16 protein-coding genes, 1 tRNA gene and 1 pseudogene are annotated in these 13721 nt (G+C 61.9%); 5 read left to right on the top strand and 13 right to left on the bottom strand.

Annotation, left to right across the window (positions count from 1 at the left end; all coding sequences use genetic code 11):
• The first annotated feature begins 27 nt into the window (after positions 1-27).
• Complete coding sequence (locus tag IB249_RS23865; protein ID WP_192308195.1) at positions 28-1227, top strand: MFS transporter; 1200 nt, start codon at positions 28-30, stop codon at positions 1225-1227.
• Positions 1228-1315: 88 nt separating this feature from the next.
• Entirely contained in the window at positions 1316-2242 is a 927-nt protein-coding gene (locus IB249_RS23860; protein ID WP_192308316.1) for a LysR family transcriptional regulator, read from the top strand.
• Positions 2243-2474: 232 nt separating this feature from the next.
• On the opposite strand, the gene IB249_RS23855 is transcribed toward IB249_RS23860, so the two are convergent.
• The 9 genes and pseudogenes from IB249_RS23855 to IB249_RS30270 all read right to left on the bottom strand — a co-directional run.
• Positions 2475-2684: a hypothetical protein gene (locus IB249_RS23855; RefSeq protein WP_192308194.1), complete on the bottom strand. Its 210-nt coding sequence runs from the start codon at positions 2682-2684 to the stop codon at positions 2475-2477.
• A gap of 131 nt (positions 2685-2815) precedes the next feature.
• The gene (locus IB249_RS23850; protein WP_192308193.1) at positions 2816-3733 is read right to left on the bottom strand and encodes a biotin-dependent carboxyltransferase family protein; all 918 of its coding nucleotides are present in this window, start codon (positions 3731-3733) and stop codon (positions 2816-2818) included.
• The gene (locus tag IB249_RS23845; RefSeq protein WP_192308192.1) at positions 3730-4434 is read right to left on the bottom strand and encodes a 5-oxoprolinase subunit B family protein; all 705 of its coding nucleotides are present in this window, start codon (positions 4432-4434) and stop codon (positions 3730-3732) included. The genes IB249_RS23850 and IB249_RS23845 overlap by 4 nt, the downstream gene beginning before the upstream one ends.
• Positions 4431-5183, bottom strand: a complete 753-nt coding sequence (locus IB249_RS23840; protein WP_192308191.1) for a 5-oxoprolinase subunit PxpA — start codon at positions 5181-5183, stop codon at positions 4431-4433. The genes IB249_RS23845 and IB249_RS23840 overlap by 4 nt, the downstream gene beginning before the upstream one ends.
• Positions 5184-5270: 87 nt before the next feature.
• On the bottom strand, positions 5271-6122 hold the full coding sequence (locus IB249_RS23835) for an urea carboxylase-associated family protein (RefSeq protein ID WP_192308190.1): 852 nt from the start codon (positions 6120-6122) through the stop codon (positions 5271-5273).
• A gap of 15 nt (positions 6123-6137) precedes the next feature.
• Positions 6138-6803, bottom strand: coding sequence for a GntR family transcriptional regulator (locus tag IB249_RS23830; RefSeq protein WP_192308189.1), 666 nt, complete (start codon positions 6801-6803; stop codon positions 6138-6140).
• A gap of 17 nt (positions 6804-6820) precedes the next feature.
• Positions 6821-8329 (bottom strand): amino acid ABC transporter permease/ATP-binding protein, encoded by a 1509-nt coding sequence (locus IB249_RS30025; RefSeq protein ID WP_192308188.1) that lies wholly within the window; start codon positions 8327-8329, stop codon positions 6821-6823.
• Positions 8330-8412: 83 nt separating this feature from the next.
• The gene (locus IB249_RS23820; RefSeq protein WP_192308187.1) at positions 8413-9261 is read right to left on the bottom strand and encodes an ABC transporter substrate-binding protein; all 849 of its coding nucleotides are present in this window, start codon (positions 9259-9261) and stop codon (positions 8413-8415) included.
• 139 nt (positions 9262-9400) lie between these two features.
• Positions 9401-9602 (bottom strand): annotated as a pseudogene (locus tag IB249_RS30270) (DUF3077 domain-containing protein); the annotation flags it as partial.
• Between the two features lie 49 nt (positions 9603-9651).
• Here IB249_RS30270 and IB249_RS23815 point away from each other — a divergent pair.
• Positions 9652-10113, top strand: a complete 462-nt coding sequence (locus IB249_RS23815; protein ID WP_192308186.1) for an anti-virulence regulator CigR family protein — start codon at positions 9652-9654, stop codon at positions 10111-10113.
• Here the strand turns inward: IB249_RS23815 and IB249_RS23810 are convergent.
• Positions 10110-10283, bottom strand: coding sequence for an Atu4866 domain-containing protein (locus IB249_RS23810; RefSeq protein WP_225607182.1), 174 nt, complete (start codon positions 10281-10283; stop codon positions 10110-10112). The two genes, IB249_RS23815 and IB249_RS23810, sit on opposite strands and share 4 nt — an antisense overlap.
• Positions 10280-11044 (bottom strand): SDR family NAD(P)-dependent oxidoreductase, encoded by a 765-nt coding sequence (locus tag IB249_RS23805; protein ID WP_192308184.1) that lies wholly within the window; start codon positions 11042-11044, stop codon positions 10280-10282. The genes IB249_RS23810 and IB249_RS23805 overlap by 4 nt, the downstream gene beginning before the upstream one ends.
• Before the next feature lie 293 nt (positions 11045-11337).
• Between IB249_RS23805 and IB249_RS23800 the strand changes: the two genes are divergently transcribed.
• Positions 11338-12291: a helix-turn-helix domain-containing protein gene (locus tag IB249_RS23800; RefSeq protein WP_225607160.1), complete on the top strand. Its 954-nt coding sequence runs from the start codon at positions 11338-11340 to the stop codon at positions 12289-12291.
• Between the two features lie 45 nt (positions 12292-12336).
• Here the strand turns inward: IB249_RS23800 and IB249_RS23795 are convergent, their stop codons facing one another.
• The gene (locus tag IB249_RS23795; RefSeq protein ID WP_192308183.1) at positions 12337-12663 is read right to left on the bottom strand and encodes a DUF2388 domain-containing protein; all 327 of its coding nucleotides are present in this window, start codon (positions 12661-12663) and stop codon (positions 12337-12339) included.
• Positions 12664-12813: 150 nt separating this feature from the next.
• Positions 12814-12901 (bottom strand) — tRNA-Ser (locus IB249_RS23790).
• Positions 12902-13024: 123 nt separating this feature from the next.
• On the opposite strand from IB249_RS23790, the gene IB249_RS23785 reads away from it, so the two are divergent.
• Complete coding sequence (locus IB249_RS23785; protein WP_192308182.1) at positions 13025-13696, top strand: Bax inhibitor-1/YccA family protein; 672 nt, start codon at positions 13025-13027, stop codon at positions 13694-13696.
• Positions 13697-13721 lie beyond the last annotated feature (25 nt).

Here is a 13721-nt window from a genome sequence, read left to right as displayed (position 1 = left end):
ACTTTCCCCACTCAATGAGGTGTCATCATGCATACGGGCAACCCTGCAGCAGCGGTCAAGGCCGAACAGCCTGCTTCGCTCTCCGGTCTGATGGTCGCGTTCCTGGCGTTTTGCTGTGGCGCGGTCGTGGCCAACCTGTATTACGCACAACCGATCGTCGAACTGATCGCGCCACAGATCGGCCTGTCCAGTGCCAACGCCAGCCTGATCGTGTCACTGACCCAGTTTGGCTACGCGCTGGGCCTGTTGCTGCTGGTGCCGCTGGCCGACCTGATGGAGAACCGCCGTCTGGTGGTGGGCTTCACCCTCGCCGCGAGCGTGACGCTGCTGTGCGCCGGGCTGACCCATTCTCCGTCGATGTTCCTGGTGTTCTCCCTGTTGATCGGCCTCACCTCGGTGGCGGTGCAGATCCTGGTGCCGTTGGCGGCGCACCTGGCACCAGAAGCTACCCGTGGTCGTGTGGTCGGCAACATCATGAGCGGCCTGTTGCTGGGCATTCTGTTGTCGCGGCCGCTGTCCAGCCTGCTGGTGGAAGCGTTTGGCTGGCGCGGGGTGTTTTTCAGCGCGGCGGCGTTGATGACACTCATTGCCCTGATCACTGCCGTTGCATTGCCACGCCGTGTGCCGACGCACCAGGCGACCTACGCGGCGCTGATCGGCTCGGTATTTGCGCTGGTGCGTCGTCATTCGCTGCTGCGTCAACGCTCGTTGTACCAGGGACTGTTGTTCGCAAGCTTCAGCCTGTTCTGGACCCTTGCGCCTATCGAGTTGATGCGTCACCACGGTTTCAGCCAGTCGCAGGTGGCGCTGTTCGCCCTGGTGGGGGCGGTGGGGGCTGTCGCTGCGCCGATTGCCGGTCGCCTGGCGGATGCCGGTCACAGCCGTCGCGGGACGCTGGTCGCCCTGTTGCTGGCACCGGCCTCGTTGTTGATCGGAGCCTTGCCGGGCAGCAGCTACCTCTGGCTGGTGGTGTGTGCGGTGCTGCTGGATTTCGCCGTGCAACTGAACATGGTACTGGGCCAGCGCGAGGTGTACGCCATCGACCCGCACAGCCGCGCTCGACTCAACGCCGTGTACATGACCAGCATCTTCGTCGGCGGCGCACTGGGGTCGCTGGTGGCCAGTCCGCTGTACGAACACGTCGGCTGGCAGCTGTCGGCCATGGCCGTGGCATTGCTTCCAGCGCTGGCGCTGGTGATGTTCCTGGGGCGCAAGGCCGATGCCTGATTGTCTGGCGGTCAAGCACGGTCGTACAAGACGTCCGGCGAACGGTGATGCACAATCAGCACCGTTCCCTATCGACCGGACCCCGCTGATGGACAAGTTGCTGGCACTGAAGATGTTTGTTGAAACCGTACGTTGCGGCGGTTATTCCTCGGCGGCGCGCAAGCTCGGTATCTCGACCTCTTCGGTCACGCGCCAGGTGGCGGGGCTGGAACACGAACTGGGTGCCAGCCTGCTCAACCGCACGACCCGCAACACCAGCGTAACCGTTGCCGGGCAAGCCTATTTCGAGAAGGCCGTGGCCATTCTCGAAGCCATCGACGAAGCCGATGCCGTGGTCGCCGACCGCGGCAGCGATGCGCAGGGACGCCTGCGCATCAGCGTCCCCGTCGAGTTCGGTCGTCGCATCATCGCTCCACACCTGGACCGATTGCTCGACCGTCACCCCGGGCTGGAGATCAGCGTATCGTTGAGCGATCAGGTCGGCGACCTGCTGAGTGAGCAGATTGACGTGTCGGTGCGTCTCGGTTCCTCGGTAGTCAGCGAGGACATCGTCAGCAAGCGGGTCGGGGCCTTCCAGCGCTGGGTGGTGGCCAGCCCGGATTACCTGAGCCGCCATACGACCCCCTGTCATCCGCGCGATTTGCTCGAGCATCAATGCCTGCGTTTCGACTACGGCGGTTCACATCAGCACTGGACGTTCCAGGGGGGCGAGGACAGCATCCAGCTCAATGTCCAGGGCCGTCTGCAAAGCAACAATGCCGACATCCTGCGCGAGGCGGCCATCAAAGGGAGCGGGGTGACCCTGCTCGCCGACTGGCTGGTGCGCGACGACGTTGCCGCAGGGCGCTTGACGCGGTTGCTGGAGCACTACGAAGTCAACCCCGGCAGTGCGAGCAGTTGCATCAACGCGCTGTATTTGCCCAATCACCGGGGTTCCAGTCGGATCAATGTGTTCATCGACTTCCTCGAGGAAATTCTTGCGCCTGATGCGGCGTTTGAAAAAGAGGCACCGTAGGTTGTCGCCACCGGTTCGTTGGCTGCCGGTGATAAGGTTTTGCGGTGCACCCGGGAAGAATGGCTGGCGGGCATCAGGGAATGGCTGATATACGAGGAGGCCGGACAGGCATAAGGTTCAATCGTTCGCCCTGCCAGCTGTTTCAGAGAAATGCTGAGTGGCCGCAACTGGTCAGGGTGGGCTTGTTTCTTTGGTCGCAGAGGTTTCGGCCTTTGCCGTCTCGCGCCGTTATTCATTCCGGCGCCATCACCACCGCAAGCGCCAGCTTGATGAACTCTTCATTCCTGTCGATGACGTCCAGGGCGACATGCACGTTCTCGGCAATGTCCTTGGCACCGTGTTGCTCAGCCCAGTTCGCCAGCTCCATGACGGCCGCTTCCAGGGCGAGCTGGTTCTCGTTGATCTTGAACAGCAGGGTCGGCAGCAGGTCGGAATTTGGCATTGAAAATCCTCGGTAATCAGGACAGCCTAGCACCGTGTTTGCTGAATGGCTGGCAGATGCAAAAGGAGCGCGCAGGGAACTGGGGTTGCACCGCCACGCCCTGAAACCGGGCGTGGAGGGATAGGTTTGCGTTACTGCCACTGGGCCAGCAAGCGTCGATGTTGCTCTTGCGCAACGTCTTGGACCACAGGTGATAACCGCAGTTCGGTGCCTGGCAGGCACTGCGCCAGGCGAGCCAGTGAGCCTGGGGTGAGGGCGCCCAGGCGCGGATAGCCGCCGATGGTCTGGCGATCGTTGAGCAGGATGATCGGCTGGCCGTCCGGCGGAACCTGGATAGCCCCCAGGGGGATGCCTTCGGAGATCAGCGGCTTGCCCTGATAATGCAAGGGCGTGCCGAGCAGGCGCACGCCCATGCGATCGGCCCTCGAGTCGACTTGCCAGGGACTGTTGAACGCATCGAACAGGCTTTGTCCGGCGAAATCGGCGATTTGCGCACCCAGTACGGTCTCCAGGGGCCTGGTCGCGCTCAGGTCGGGTATCCGGTCGGCGTCCAGTTTGCGCGGTGCCGGCGAGGTCCCGGACCAGGTGAGGCGTTGGCCCGCCGCCAGCGCAAGCCCCGAGCCGTCGAGACCGCCCAGGCCCTCCCGGCAGACGGTGGACTTGCTGCCCATGACCGGCGTCGCATCGAAACCACCGGGGGCCGCCAGGTAGGCGCGCGCGCCCTGGACCGGCTGGTTGAACACCAGGTGTTGGCCACGGCGCACGAGGAAACTGCTCCAGGGTTGCAGTGGCTGGTCGTCGAGCCTGGCGCCAAGGTCGGCCCCGGCCAGGGCCAGGCAGGCATCCTGCTCGGCAATCAGGCTGAGGCCGCCGAGGGTGATTTCGATCACGGCGGCGTCCAGTGCATTGCCGAGCAGCCAATTGGCCCAGGACATGGAGATCCAGTCGGTGGCGCCGCCCTGGGTGACGCCCAGATGGCGAATCCCGAAGCGGCCGCCGTCCTGCAACAGGACCAAAGGGGTGCTGCGCTCTACCAGCAGGCCACTCATGGCTGTGCCTCCAAAGGTGTGTCGTCGCCGCCCAGGCGGATGAATTCGACATGGCTGACCGCTTCGAAACGTACCCGATCACCCGGATGCAGCAGGCTGTAACCTTCCAGGGCGTGATCGAACAGCCGAACCGGCGTGCGCCCGATCAGGTTCCAGCCGCCGGGCGAAACCTGTGGGTAGGCAGCGGTCTGGCGTTCGGCAATGCCGACGCTGCCGGCGGCCACTCGTTTGCGCGGGGTGTTCAGGCGCGGGCTGGCGAGGATTTCATCGACCAGGCCCATGAAGGCAAAACCGGGGACGAAGCCCAGGGCAAACACCTGGTATTCGTGGCCGCTGTGGCGTTCGATGACCTGATTGATCGACAGCCCGCTGCGGTCTGCCAGCAATTTCAGCTCGGGACCCACCCGAGGGTCGTACCAAGTGGGCAGGCTGTGGGTGCGGCCACTGCCACGCGTATCCGGTTGCAGGTCGTCGAGGGCCTGGGCGATCAGTTGCCGGGCCTCGCTCGCCTGAAGTTGCTGCAGATCGTAATGCACCATCAAGGTGGTGTAGGAGGGGACCAGGTCGATCAGCCGCTGGCCAAAACATTCGTGCAGACGCCGGGAAGCGGCCAGCAACCAGGGCATGTGGGCTTCGTCGATGCTGTCGAACAAGCGCACCATCAGGCAGTCGACCGCGACGATTTCGATGCGGATCTTCATGCGTCTTGCAGCTCCTGGAGGGCCAGGCGAATGCGCTGAACGGCGGCAATCGAGCTGTCGTTGTCACCGTGCACGCAAATGGTATCGGCTTGCAGATGCAGGGCGCTGCCATCGGTGGCAATCAACGCTTCGCCACGTGCCAGGGTCAGCGCCTGGTCGATCACGGTATTCGCGTCGTGGTGGACGGCGCCGGGCAGGCTGCGCGACACCAGATGCCCGGCCGGGTCGTAGGCGCGATCGGCAAAGGCTTCGAACCACAGCGGTACGCCGAACTCGGCGCTCAGGGTCAGGGCCGTGGTGTTGTCGCGCTGGGCCATCAGCATCAGCCGCAAATCGCCGCCGTAGGCGGCCACGGCCTTGAACACCGCACGCAGTTGCGCGGCGTCGCGCATCATGTCGTTGTACAACGCGCCGTGTGGCTTGACGTATTGCACGCGCCCGCCCTGTGCGCGGCAAATGCCCTCCAGCGCACCGATCTGGTAAAGGATCAGGTCTTCAACTTCCTGTGGCGTGCAGCTCATGGAGCGGCGACCGAAGCCGACCAGGTCCGGGTAGGCTGGATGGGCGCCAATGCAGACATCGTGGGCCAGGGCCAGGGCAACCGTCTTGCGCATGGTGCCGGGGTCCGAGGCGTGGAAGCCGCAGGCAATGTTGGCGCAATCGATAAAGGGCATGATGTCGGCGTCGCGGCCGGTGGTCCAGGCGCCGAAGCTTTCGCCGATATCGCAGTTCAGTAAAGGTGTGTTCATGGTGTTTGACTCCTGCCTGGGTTGTGCAGCCAGGCTGCGAGATACCCGGGGGCCGGTGGGCGCCCCGAGTGTCAATTTAACCTGTCGTTACTTTTCCCACTCGGCTTTTGGAATCAGCAGGCCGTGGTTGCCGTTGTAGGCGGCGCGCTCGGGTTGTTTCCAGCCTTCGAGCAGTGACGCGTCGAGGCGGTAGATTTCCACGCCCAGTGGGCGGCAGACCTTCAGCGGATCCTCGGCATCCGGGCCCCACATCGGCAGTGACAGGTCGCCACCCGGGCAGGTCGAGAGCGCGCACAGCAGATCGATTTCGGCGAAGAACTCCAGGTAGTCGCCCTGTTTCGCCGGGCACGCCTTCATGAAGTACATGTCGTCGTGATTGAGGCCGGTGCACTGGAAGATGTTCAGCACGTCATGCACGTCGAACTCGGTCAGGCCGTGGGGCAACACGGCGCGGGTCAGGTTCGAATGGCAGTGGTGGTGAAAGTCTTCGCCGGTGAGCATCTTGTTCACATAAGGGTCGCAGCGGGTGCCGAGCAAGTCATGCAGGCGACCGCCGTGTTCGTCGATGCCATAGTGGGCCAGGCTGTCATCGGTGATGGTGACCATCGGCCGCAGGAAGGGCAGGTTGGACCACAGGCGATCGTAGGTGCTGACGTGGGCGCCTTGCAGCTGGCGGGTTCGGGCCGCCCACATGCGTTCGCGAGGGTCGTTGGCGCTCCACACGTTGAAGTCGCCAACCTGCGGACCGACCGGGGTGGTGACGCGAAAGACATGGCCGGCCGGCACCTTCCAGGCGCGACCGGTACGGATCGGCACTTCGAACTGCTCGACCAGGGTGCGGTTGTCCCTGGACTCGCGCACGCGATCATAGAAGGCCTTGTCGACTTGCAGTGCCGCGCCCTTGCTGACCTGGTAGGCCGCTGGATAATCCTTGTACATGGGGTGTCCTCTCTTTCAGTGTTTTGGGATGCTGCTCAGAATGTCCAGCAGCACGAGTTCGGAGTCGTTGAGGTAGCTGCTCATGGCTTCCTCGGCTTCTTTCTTGCGGCCTTCGCCCAGCAGGTCGTGAATATGCCGGTCACGTTCGAGCCAGGGTTTCTGGAAGGCTTCCTCGCTGGGCGCACTGGAAAACACCAGGCGCATCTGGGCCGCGACATGGGTGAAGAATTCATCGAAGAGCGGGCTGCGCATCAGGCCCACGATATGTTGGTGAAAGCGCAGGCTGTGGGTGCCGAAGGCTTGCCAATTCTCGCGGTCCTGGGCCAGTTGCGCCGCCTCGATGGCCTCCAGCATCAGGTCGGACTGGTATTCGCGCAGCGGCTTGCTCGCGACGATGGCCTGCAATTCGAGGGTGCGACGGACCTTGAAGATGTCGCGCACGTCGTCGATGCCCATGCGGCGCACCATCACGCCCTTGTTGCGCACGTAGCTGGTCAGGCCTTCCCGACCCAGTTGGTGCAACGCTTCGCGCACGGTATTGCGCGAGGCGTTGTAGGCATTGACCAGATCGCTTTCCACCAGCGGCGTGCCTGGCAAGAGGCGGCCGTTGATGATGTCTTCACGCAGCTCGATGGCGACCTGATCCGACAGCGACAGGCTTTTTTCCTTGGGTTGAATCACCGTTTTGTCCCCTCGGCTCACGCCAGTTGTACGTCTTTGAGGAACTTGGTCATGCGCTCGCTGCGCTGCTCCAGCATTTCACGCGGCGCGGCGTTCTGGATAATCTCGCCGCCTTCCATGAACACCACCCGATCGGAGAGCTTGAAGGCGAAGTTCATTTCGTGGGTGACGATCACCATGGTCATGCCTTCGCGGGCCAGCTCCTCGATCACCGCCAGTACGTCGCCGACCAGTTCCGGGTCCAGAGCCGAGGTCGGCTCGTCGAACAGCATCACCGAAGGGCGCATTGCCAGCGCCCGGGCAATCGCCACGCGCTGCTGTTGACCGCCGGAAAGCTGGTGCGGGTATTTGCCGGCATGTTCAAGCATGCCGACCTTGCGCAGCAGGGCCAGGCTCAACAGGCGCAGCTCTTCGCCATCGCCATGGGCGTGATAGACCGGGGCGAGCATGACGTTTTCCAGGGCGGTCTTGTGCGGGAACAGATTGAAGCCCTGGAAGACCATCCCGACGTGCACGATGCCCTGCATATGCACCTTGTTGCCCAACGCACCCTCTGGCGATTTCGTGCCGCGCAGGAACGGTTGGCCTTGCAGGGTGATTTCGCCGTGATCCAGGCTTTCCAGGCCATTCATGGTGCGGATCAGCGTGGTTTTGCCCGAGCCCGATGGACCGATGATCGACACAACTTCGCCCCAGCGGACATTCAGCTCGACACCCTTGAGCACTTCCAGCTCGCCGTAGGCCTTGCGCACGCCCCGCGCCTGCAGGGCAAACTCGCCCGGCTCGGATTGGCCGGCGGCACGACGGGTCGCTACCTGTCCGAGTTCGACCGGGGCGACGCGCTTCGGTTGGCGCCGGGTCACGTCCAGGTGGTTTTCCAGCAGGCGCAACAGGCGGCTGAACACGGTGACGATAAACACATAATAGAAGGCCACCGCGAACATGGTCTCCATGACCAGGAAGTTCTGGGTGTAGAGCTGCTGGCCGACCAGGAGGATTTCCGACAGCGAGATCACCGAGACCAGCGAGGTCAGTTTGACGATGGTGATGTACTCGTTGGCCAGCGTCGGCAGGGCCACCCGCAGCGCCTGGGGCACCACGATCAACCGCTGCGCGCCGCGATAGCGGATGCCCAGGGCCTTGCCCGCTTCCAGTTGACCCTTGGCCACCGCCAGCAGGCCGCCGCGATGAATCTCGGCGATGTACGCCGCTTCACTGAGCACCAGGGCAATCAGGCCGGCCGAATAGGGATTGGACAGCAGCGTACTGGTCGACGGAAACACCTGGGGCAGGTTGTAGACGAAGATCAGCAGCACCAGCAGCGGCAGGCTACGGAAAAACCAGATATAGAGGCCGGCCGCATCCCGCAGCAAACGCCGCTGCGACTGTCGCGCCAGGGCCAGGAAAAAGCCCAGGACGATGCCCAGCAGCCAGGTTTCCAGGCTCAGTTCGACCACGGTTGCCACGGCCCGCCAGAAATCGCCGTTCCACAACAGGCCCAGGGTGTAATACCAATCGAATTGCATGTACTTACTCCGCGTTGCTGTGATTTTTCCGCACGCCGGAAAGAATCGGTAAATCCGCTACTGGATGCGCTCGGCGCCGGTATTCAGGGGGTGGTGGTGCCCAGCGCCGCATTGATTTCCCCGGCATTGGGCTCGTCCAGGTTGTAGCGGGCCAGCAGTTCGCCATAGCTGCCGTCCTGTTTGATCTGCGCAAGCGCCGAGTTCAGTTCATCCAGCAGCGCCTGGTTGCCCTTGCGCACCGCCAGCCCGATGACCACCGGGTAGATCAACTCGCTGGAGCTGATCACGGTTTTGCCCTGCAGTTTTTCCACGATGATCTTGGCGACGGCGGGGTCTTCCATCTGCACATCCACGGCCTTGGCCAGCAGCGCTTGAGCGGCCTCGGGGGAAGTCGGGAACTCGCGGGACTGGATCGCCGGCTTGCCGGAGGCAACGCAATACTCGGCGGAAACCTTGTTGAGCTTGGGCACCCAGGAAGCGCCCTTGATCGAGCCCACGCGCTTGCCGCAAAGGTCTTCCGGGCGCTGCGGGCGGAAGTCGCTGGCGCTGAGCACCATCAGCGAGGAGCCGGTCTTCAGGTAACTGATGAAATCCACCTGCTTGGCGCGCTCCGGGGTGACATACAGCGCCGAGGCGACCACGTCGAAGCGCTGGGCATTGACGCCCAGGATCAGGTTGGCAAAGCGGGTGTCGAGGAAGCGCGGCTCCAGCCCCAATTGCTTGCCCATCAACTGCATGAACTCGGGATCAAAGCCGCTGGGCTGCTTTTGCTCCAGATAGGTGTAGGGCGGATAGGTCAGGTCGGAACCGATCGACAGCTCTCCGGGCTTGAGCGTGCCCTTGCTCTCTGCCGCCGACAGCAGCGGCGCCACGCAAGACAGGGCGATTGCCAATGCGAAACGGGTATTTTTGCCCATCAGACCTTTTTGCATGTTCGTATCCTCGGTTTCTCAACGCAGTTGAAGTGAGCATGATTGTTCAACAATCCTGTATTTGTAGTTAACCTAAAATCGTGCCAACTATTGGTTTTGGCGCTCGATTGATGGTTTTTTGTTGTGGTAATGCGGTTTTTCAGGCGTCGAGTGCACTGAAGGGGCGCGATTCGTTACCGAATGCCACAGGGTGGGGCGCAGGGGCGGCTTTTGTTAGGGCCGGTGATGGCTCCAATACCTTCACGACGTCATCAACCAGGGGCTTTGCTCAATTGCGTCAGTTAGTGCGCGGCCCAGGCGTGTCGGTCGAAGTCTCGGGCGTAGGCCGCACCCTGGGTCAGCAATAACGTCTACATTGCAGGAAGCACTCCCTTTTCAAGAGGACGTTCAATGTCTAGCGCTCGCTTTCTCGTAGTCTCTGTTACCTGTCTGGCAGTCGCCTTGGGCTTTGTGACGGCATGGGCCGATCCGGGCAATGGCAAAGGGCAAGGAAACGGCAAGGGCGGTGCCCAGAACAGTCAGGCGCACGGCAATCAGGGTGGCAAAGGCAAGGGCGCCAACGCGGGCGATTGGGACCGTGCGCCGGTCATCGATCGGGGTGGCGTCCTGGGTGTGCTCAATGGCTATAAGGATTACTGGAGCCCCGGTCCTTCGCTGCCACCCGGAATACAGAAGAACCTTGCCCGAGGAAAGCCGCTGCCGCCGGGGATTGCCAAGAAGCTGGATGGCCGGTTGCTGGGCAGGCTTCCTCATTACGACGGCTACGAATGGCAGCAAGCGGGCACCGATTTGATCCTGGTCGCAATTGCTACCGGCCTCATTTACGAAGTGCTCAACGGTGCCTTTGATTAAGGCGCGAATGCTTCAGTGAGCTTGTCACGCCGGTCGGCATTCGGAATCATGCCGGCGCGATAGAGCGCATCGTCATGAAAGTGCCCATCGGCGGTGAAGCTGCTGTCGCCCCAGTACTGGATGTAGTTGCCCATCCGTTCATAGCGGGCAGATCTGCCTGTGCTGCTCAGCCCGCCGTGACGGTCATGCCGCCGTCGGCCATGACGACTGAACCCACCAGGAAACTGGCCCGATCCGAGGCGATGAAGGCGACCACTTCGGCGATTTCCTCCGGTTGCGCTGCGCGGCCGATAGGCGCGGCTTCGCCGTGTTTGGCCAGAAATGCAGGGCCATCATCGACCACGTCATTGAGGATGTTGGTGACCACATCCCCCACGCCGACGGCATTGACACGAATGCCATGGGCGATGACTTCGAGCGCCAGGGTGCGCGTCAGTTGGGCAAGCGCACCCTTGGAGGCGGTGTAGGCTGCGATGGTAGGAAAGGCGAAGTAGGAGGCGTAGGACGCGATGTTGACGATCGAGCCGGATTTGTTCGGCATCATCGCCTTGATCGCTTCGCGGCTGTGCAGGAAAGCCGCCGTGGCATTGACCGCTTGTATGCGCTCCCAGTCCTCGCGGATCATGTCGATGACCAGCTTGTTAATGATGATGCCGGCGTTATTGACCAGGATGTCCAGTCGACCGAACTGCTCCACGGCCAACGCGACCGCGCGCTCCGCGGCACCGTCCTGGGTGATGTCGGCGACCAGTGGCACCAGGCCTGGGCGAGCCAGTTCCTCGACCGCAGGGTTCAGATCTTCGGCGACGACCTTGGCGCCGCGGGCGTGCAGCAAAAGCGCGATCGCCCTGCCAATGCCACTGGCTGCGCCCGTGACCAGGGCGACTTTACCGGCGACTTCGTTTGGCGTGCTGTTCTTGATATCGGTCATGATGTTCTCCAGTGTTGGATCCCGTCAGGGATAGGCCGGCCGGCGCCCGCAAGGCGCTGTTGCCGGCGACAGGTTGACTGTCTCGCAACACGGGGGAGGTGGCTTTCGGAGGCTTGCCTGAACTGTCGGAGTTTTGCGTCGCATGTGGCAGGAGGAGTGTTTGACGCTTCGTTCAACGACGAGAAAAGCCCGATATCATCCATCCAACCATTTCGCACAAGCGTCGCCCGGGCGCCTGGAGACGTTGAAGCCTGTCTGGCTTTGCACAACCGAATACGGAAAAGGATACGTTCATGGCAAGTAACAGGTTCAAGCCTTTGGAGCGAGTTTCGACCTCCTGTGCAGGCTTGCGCATCACCGCCGAGTCGATGGGTGAGTACCTGCCAGGCGAGCCGCAGGCTGTACCGCCGCATCCGGAACTCAAGGACATCGTGATTCAGCTGTTTACCCATCGCAGCGTCATTGATCCGATCCTGGTACCTGCAGTGGTGGAGCCGCTGCTCGTACTGGTCCTGGCAGGGGCGGCGAAAGTCGAGGAGCGCGCTCTGGGTGGGGAATGGGAAGCGGCAGATGTCATGGCAGGCGACTTCTTCCTGACCAGTACCGATGAGCCCTATGAAATGCGCTGGCAGACTCAGGGGGGCGAGACCTTCGACGTCATGCACCTTTACCTGGGCTTGCCACTGATCGAGCAGGCGTCGAGGGAACTGCTGGGGCATCACGCCGGGGCAGTGCATTTGCGCGATGTCTCAGGTGCTCGGGATGAGCGAGTCGCGTTTGTCATGGAGCAGTTGCGCGTGGAATGGGTTGAAGAACGCTCACCCAGCAGCCTTTTCGCCCGATCGCTGGCACAGGCGCTGGCCGTGCATCTCGTGCGCACCTATCTGGCGGACATTCAAGCAGGGCGCCGGGTCAACGCGTTACAGGCGTACAAGCTGCGCAAGGTCATCGATGCAATGAGCGCGGAGCTGGGCGATGAGTTCAGCCTGGCCAGGCTGGCAGGGCTTGCCGAACTCAGCGAGTACCATTTCAGCCGTATGTTCAAGCGCGCGACGGGGCTGTCGCCGTCCCAGTATTTCATCCGCCTGCGCATGGCGCGCGCACGGCAACTGTTGCTCGAAACCGGCCGCAGCGTCATCGAAGTCGGGTTGGAGGTCGGCTATTCGAGTCCCAGTCATTTCTCCCAGGTGTTTCGTCGCGAAGTGGGCGTAACACCCAGCGAGTTTCGCGGCGCTCGAAGTCGGTGACGTCCCGAGCGGCAAGCTGCCGTGGCAGAGTAAAGGCCCGAAGGCTCAGCGCGAAGTGGCGATCGCCAGGGCCAGTTGATGATCTGACATCAGGGGCGGGCGATAGGTCGCGCGGTAGTACCGGGAGGCCTGCTCGAACTCCGCTCCACGGATCTCGCCCTCTGAGCCGATGAATGCCAGGGCATCGCTTTTGGCGGACTTGAGTTTGTCTGGAATTTCCGAGGTGAGCGCCGTGGCACCCGATACGATCACCGACGGTACAATGGTGGTGATCATCAACGCGGCCTCGAAAGGGTTGTTATTTTCGGCTGCCACGGCCTGATGGGTTATCGATGCCAGAAGGGCCATCACTAGCGAGTTCCGCACTTCCATTTTCTTTGCTTCCTTGCGCCTGAATGGTCGCCACCCTAGCAGAGCAACACAGAACGGCACGAGTGGAATGCCATGCATTGAGCGGGTCGACACACTCCAAACCCCAGAAACGACAAAGCCCTGAATAATCAGGGCTTTGTCGTATAAAGATGGCGGAGGCGATGGGATTCGAACTCATGGACCTGTTACAGTCGACGGTTTTCAAGACCGTTGCCTTAAACCACTCGGCCACACCTCCGTTTGCGTTGCGGGCGCCATAATACCTGAATGAAACACACTGTCAAACTCTCCCCATAGCTTGTTACAGAGCGTCTGTTATGATCTTTGCGACTGAACGTTTCAAACCAACAGGAGTGTCGCCATGCGCGAACAGGATTACGCAGTGAATAACAGCGTGCAGGCTGAGCAGCTAGAGGTTAGCCGCGTCCTGCGCAACACGTACGGCCTACTGGCGCTGACCCTCGCATTCAGCGGCGTGATGGCGTTTGTCGCCCAGCAGATGCGTGTCGGCTACCCGAACATTTTCGTGGTGCTGATCGGTTTCTACGGCCTTTTCTTCCTGACCAACAAACTCCGTGATTCCGCGTGGGGCCTGGTGTCGGCGTTTGCCCTGACCGGCTTCATGGGTTTCATTCTCGGCCCGATCCTCAACCGTTACCTGGGCATGCAGGGCGGTGCTGAAGTCGTCAGTTCGGCGTTCGCGATGACGGCGCTGGTGTTCGGTGGCCTGTCGGCCTACGTGCTGATCAGCCGCAAGGACATGAGTTTCCTCAGTGGCTTCATCACTGCAGGCTTCTTCGTGTTGCTGGCTGCGGTGGTGGCGGGCTTCTTCTTCCAGATCAGCGGCCTGCAACTGGCGATCAGCGCAGGTTTCGTGCTGTTCTCCTCGGCCTGCATCCTGTTCCAGACCAGCGCCATCATTCACGGCGGCGAACGTAACTACATCATGGCGACCATCAGCCTGTATGTATCGATCTACAACCTGTTCATCAGCCTGTTGCAGATCTTCGGCATCATGGGCCGCGACGACTGATCTCAGCCTTCAATGAAAAACCCGC

The sequence above is a fragment of the Pseudomonas sp. PDM04 genome (assembly GCF_014851765.1).
In the GTDB taxonomy this organism is placed as follows: domain Bacteria; phylum Pseudomonadota; class Gammaproteobacteria; order Pseudomonadales; family Pseudomonadaceae; genus Aquipseudomonas.
The sequence above is the reverse complement of the archived record's forward strand: the minus strand, read 5'-3'. Positions and strand labels throughout refer to the sequence as shown.

Bases quoted from the DNA above. Each gene is read 5' to 3' on its own strand.
- IB249_RS23865 (WP_192308195.1), top strand. From the start codon at position 28: ATGCATACGGGCAACCCTGCAGCAGCGGTCAAGGCCGAACAGCCTGCT.
- IB249_RS23860 (WP_192308316.1), top strand. From the start codon at position 1,316: ATGGACAAGTTGCTGGCACTGAAGATGTTTGTTGAAACCGTACGTTGC.
- IB249_RS23855 (WP_192308194.1), bottom strand. From the start codon at position 2,684: ATGCCAAATTCCGACCTGCTGCCGACCCTGCTGTTCAAGATCAACGAG.
- IB249_RS23850 (WP_192308193.1), bottom strand. From the start codon at position 3,733: ATGAGTGGCCTGCTGGTAGAGCGCAGCACCCCTTTGGTCCTGTTGCAG.
- IB249_RS23845 (WP_192308192.1), bottom strand. From the start codon at position 4,434: ATGAAGATCCGCATCGAAATCGTCGCGGTCGACTGCCTGATGGTGCGC.
- IB249_RS23840 (WP_192308191.1), bottom strand. From the start codon at position 5,183: ATGAACACACCTTTACTGAACTGCGATATCGGCGAAAGCTTCGGCGCC.
- IB249_RS23835 (WP_192308190.1), bottom strand. From the start codon at position 6,122: ATGTACAAGGATTATCCAGCGGCCTACCAGGTCAGCAAGGGCGCGGCA.
- IB249_RS30025 (WP_192308188.1), bottom strand. From the start codon at position 8,329: ATGCAATTCGATTGGTATTACACCCTGGGCCTGTTGTGGAACGGCGAT.
- IB249_RS23820 (WP_192308187.1), bottom strand. From the start codon at position 9,261: ATGCAAAAAGGTCTGATGGGCAAAAATACCCGTTTCGCATTGGCAATC.
- IB249_RS23815 (WP_192308186.1), top strand. From the start codon at position 9,652: ATGTCTAGCGCTCGCTTTCTCGTAGTCTCTGTTACCTGTCTGGCAGTC.
- IB249_RS23805 (WP_192308184.1), bottom strand. From the start codon at position 11,044: ATGACCGATATCAAGAACAGCACGCCAAACGAAGTCGCCGGTAAAGTC.
- IB249_RS23800 (WP_225607160.1), top strand. From the start codon at position 11,338: ATGGCAAGTAACAGGTTCAAGCCTTTGGAGCGAGTTTCGACCTCCTGT.
- IB249_RS23795 (WP_192308183.1), bottom strand. From the start codon at position 12,663: ATGGAAGTGCGGAACTCGCTAGTGATGGCCCTTCTGGCATCGATAACC.
- IB249_RS23785 (WP_192308182.1), top strand. From the start codon at position 13,025: ATGCGCGAACAGGATTACGCAGTGAATAACAGCGTGCAGGCTGAGCAG.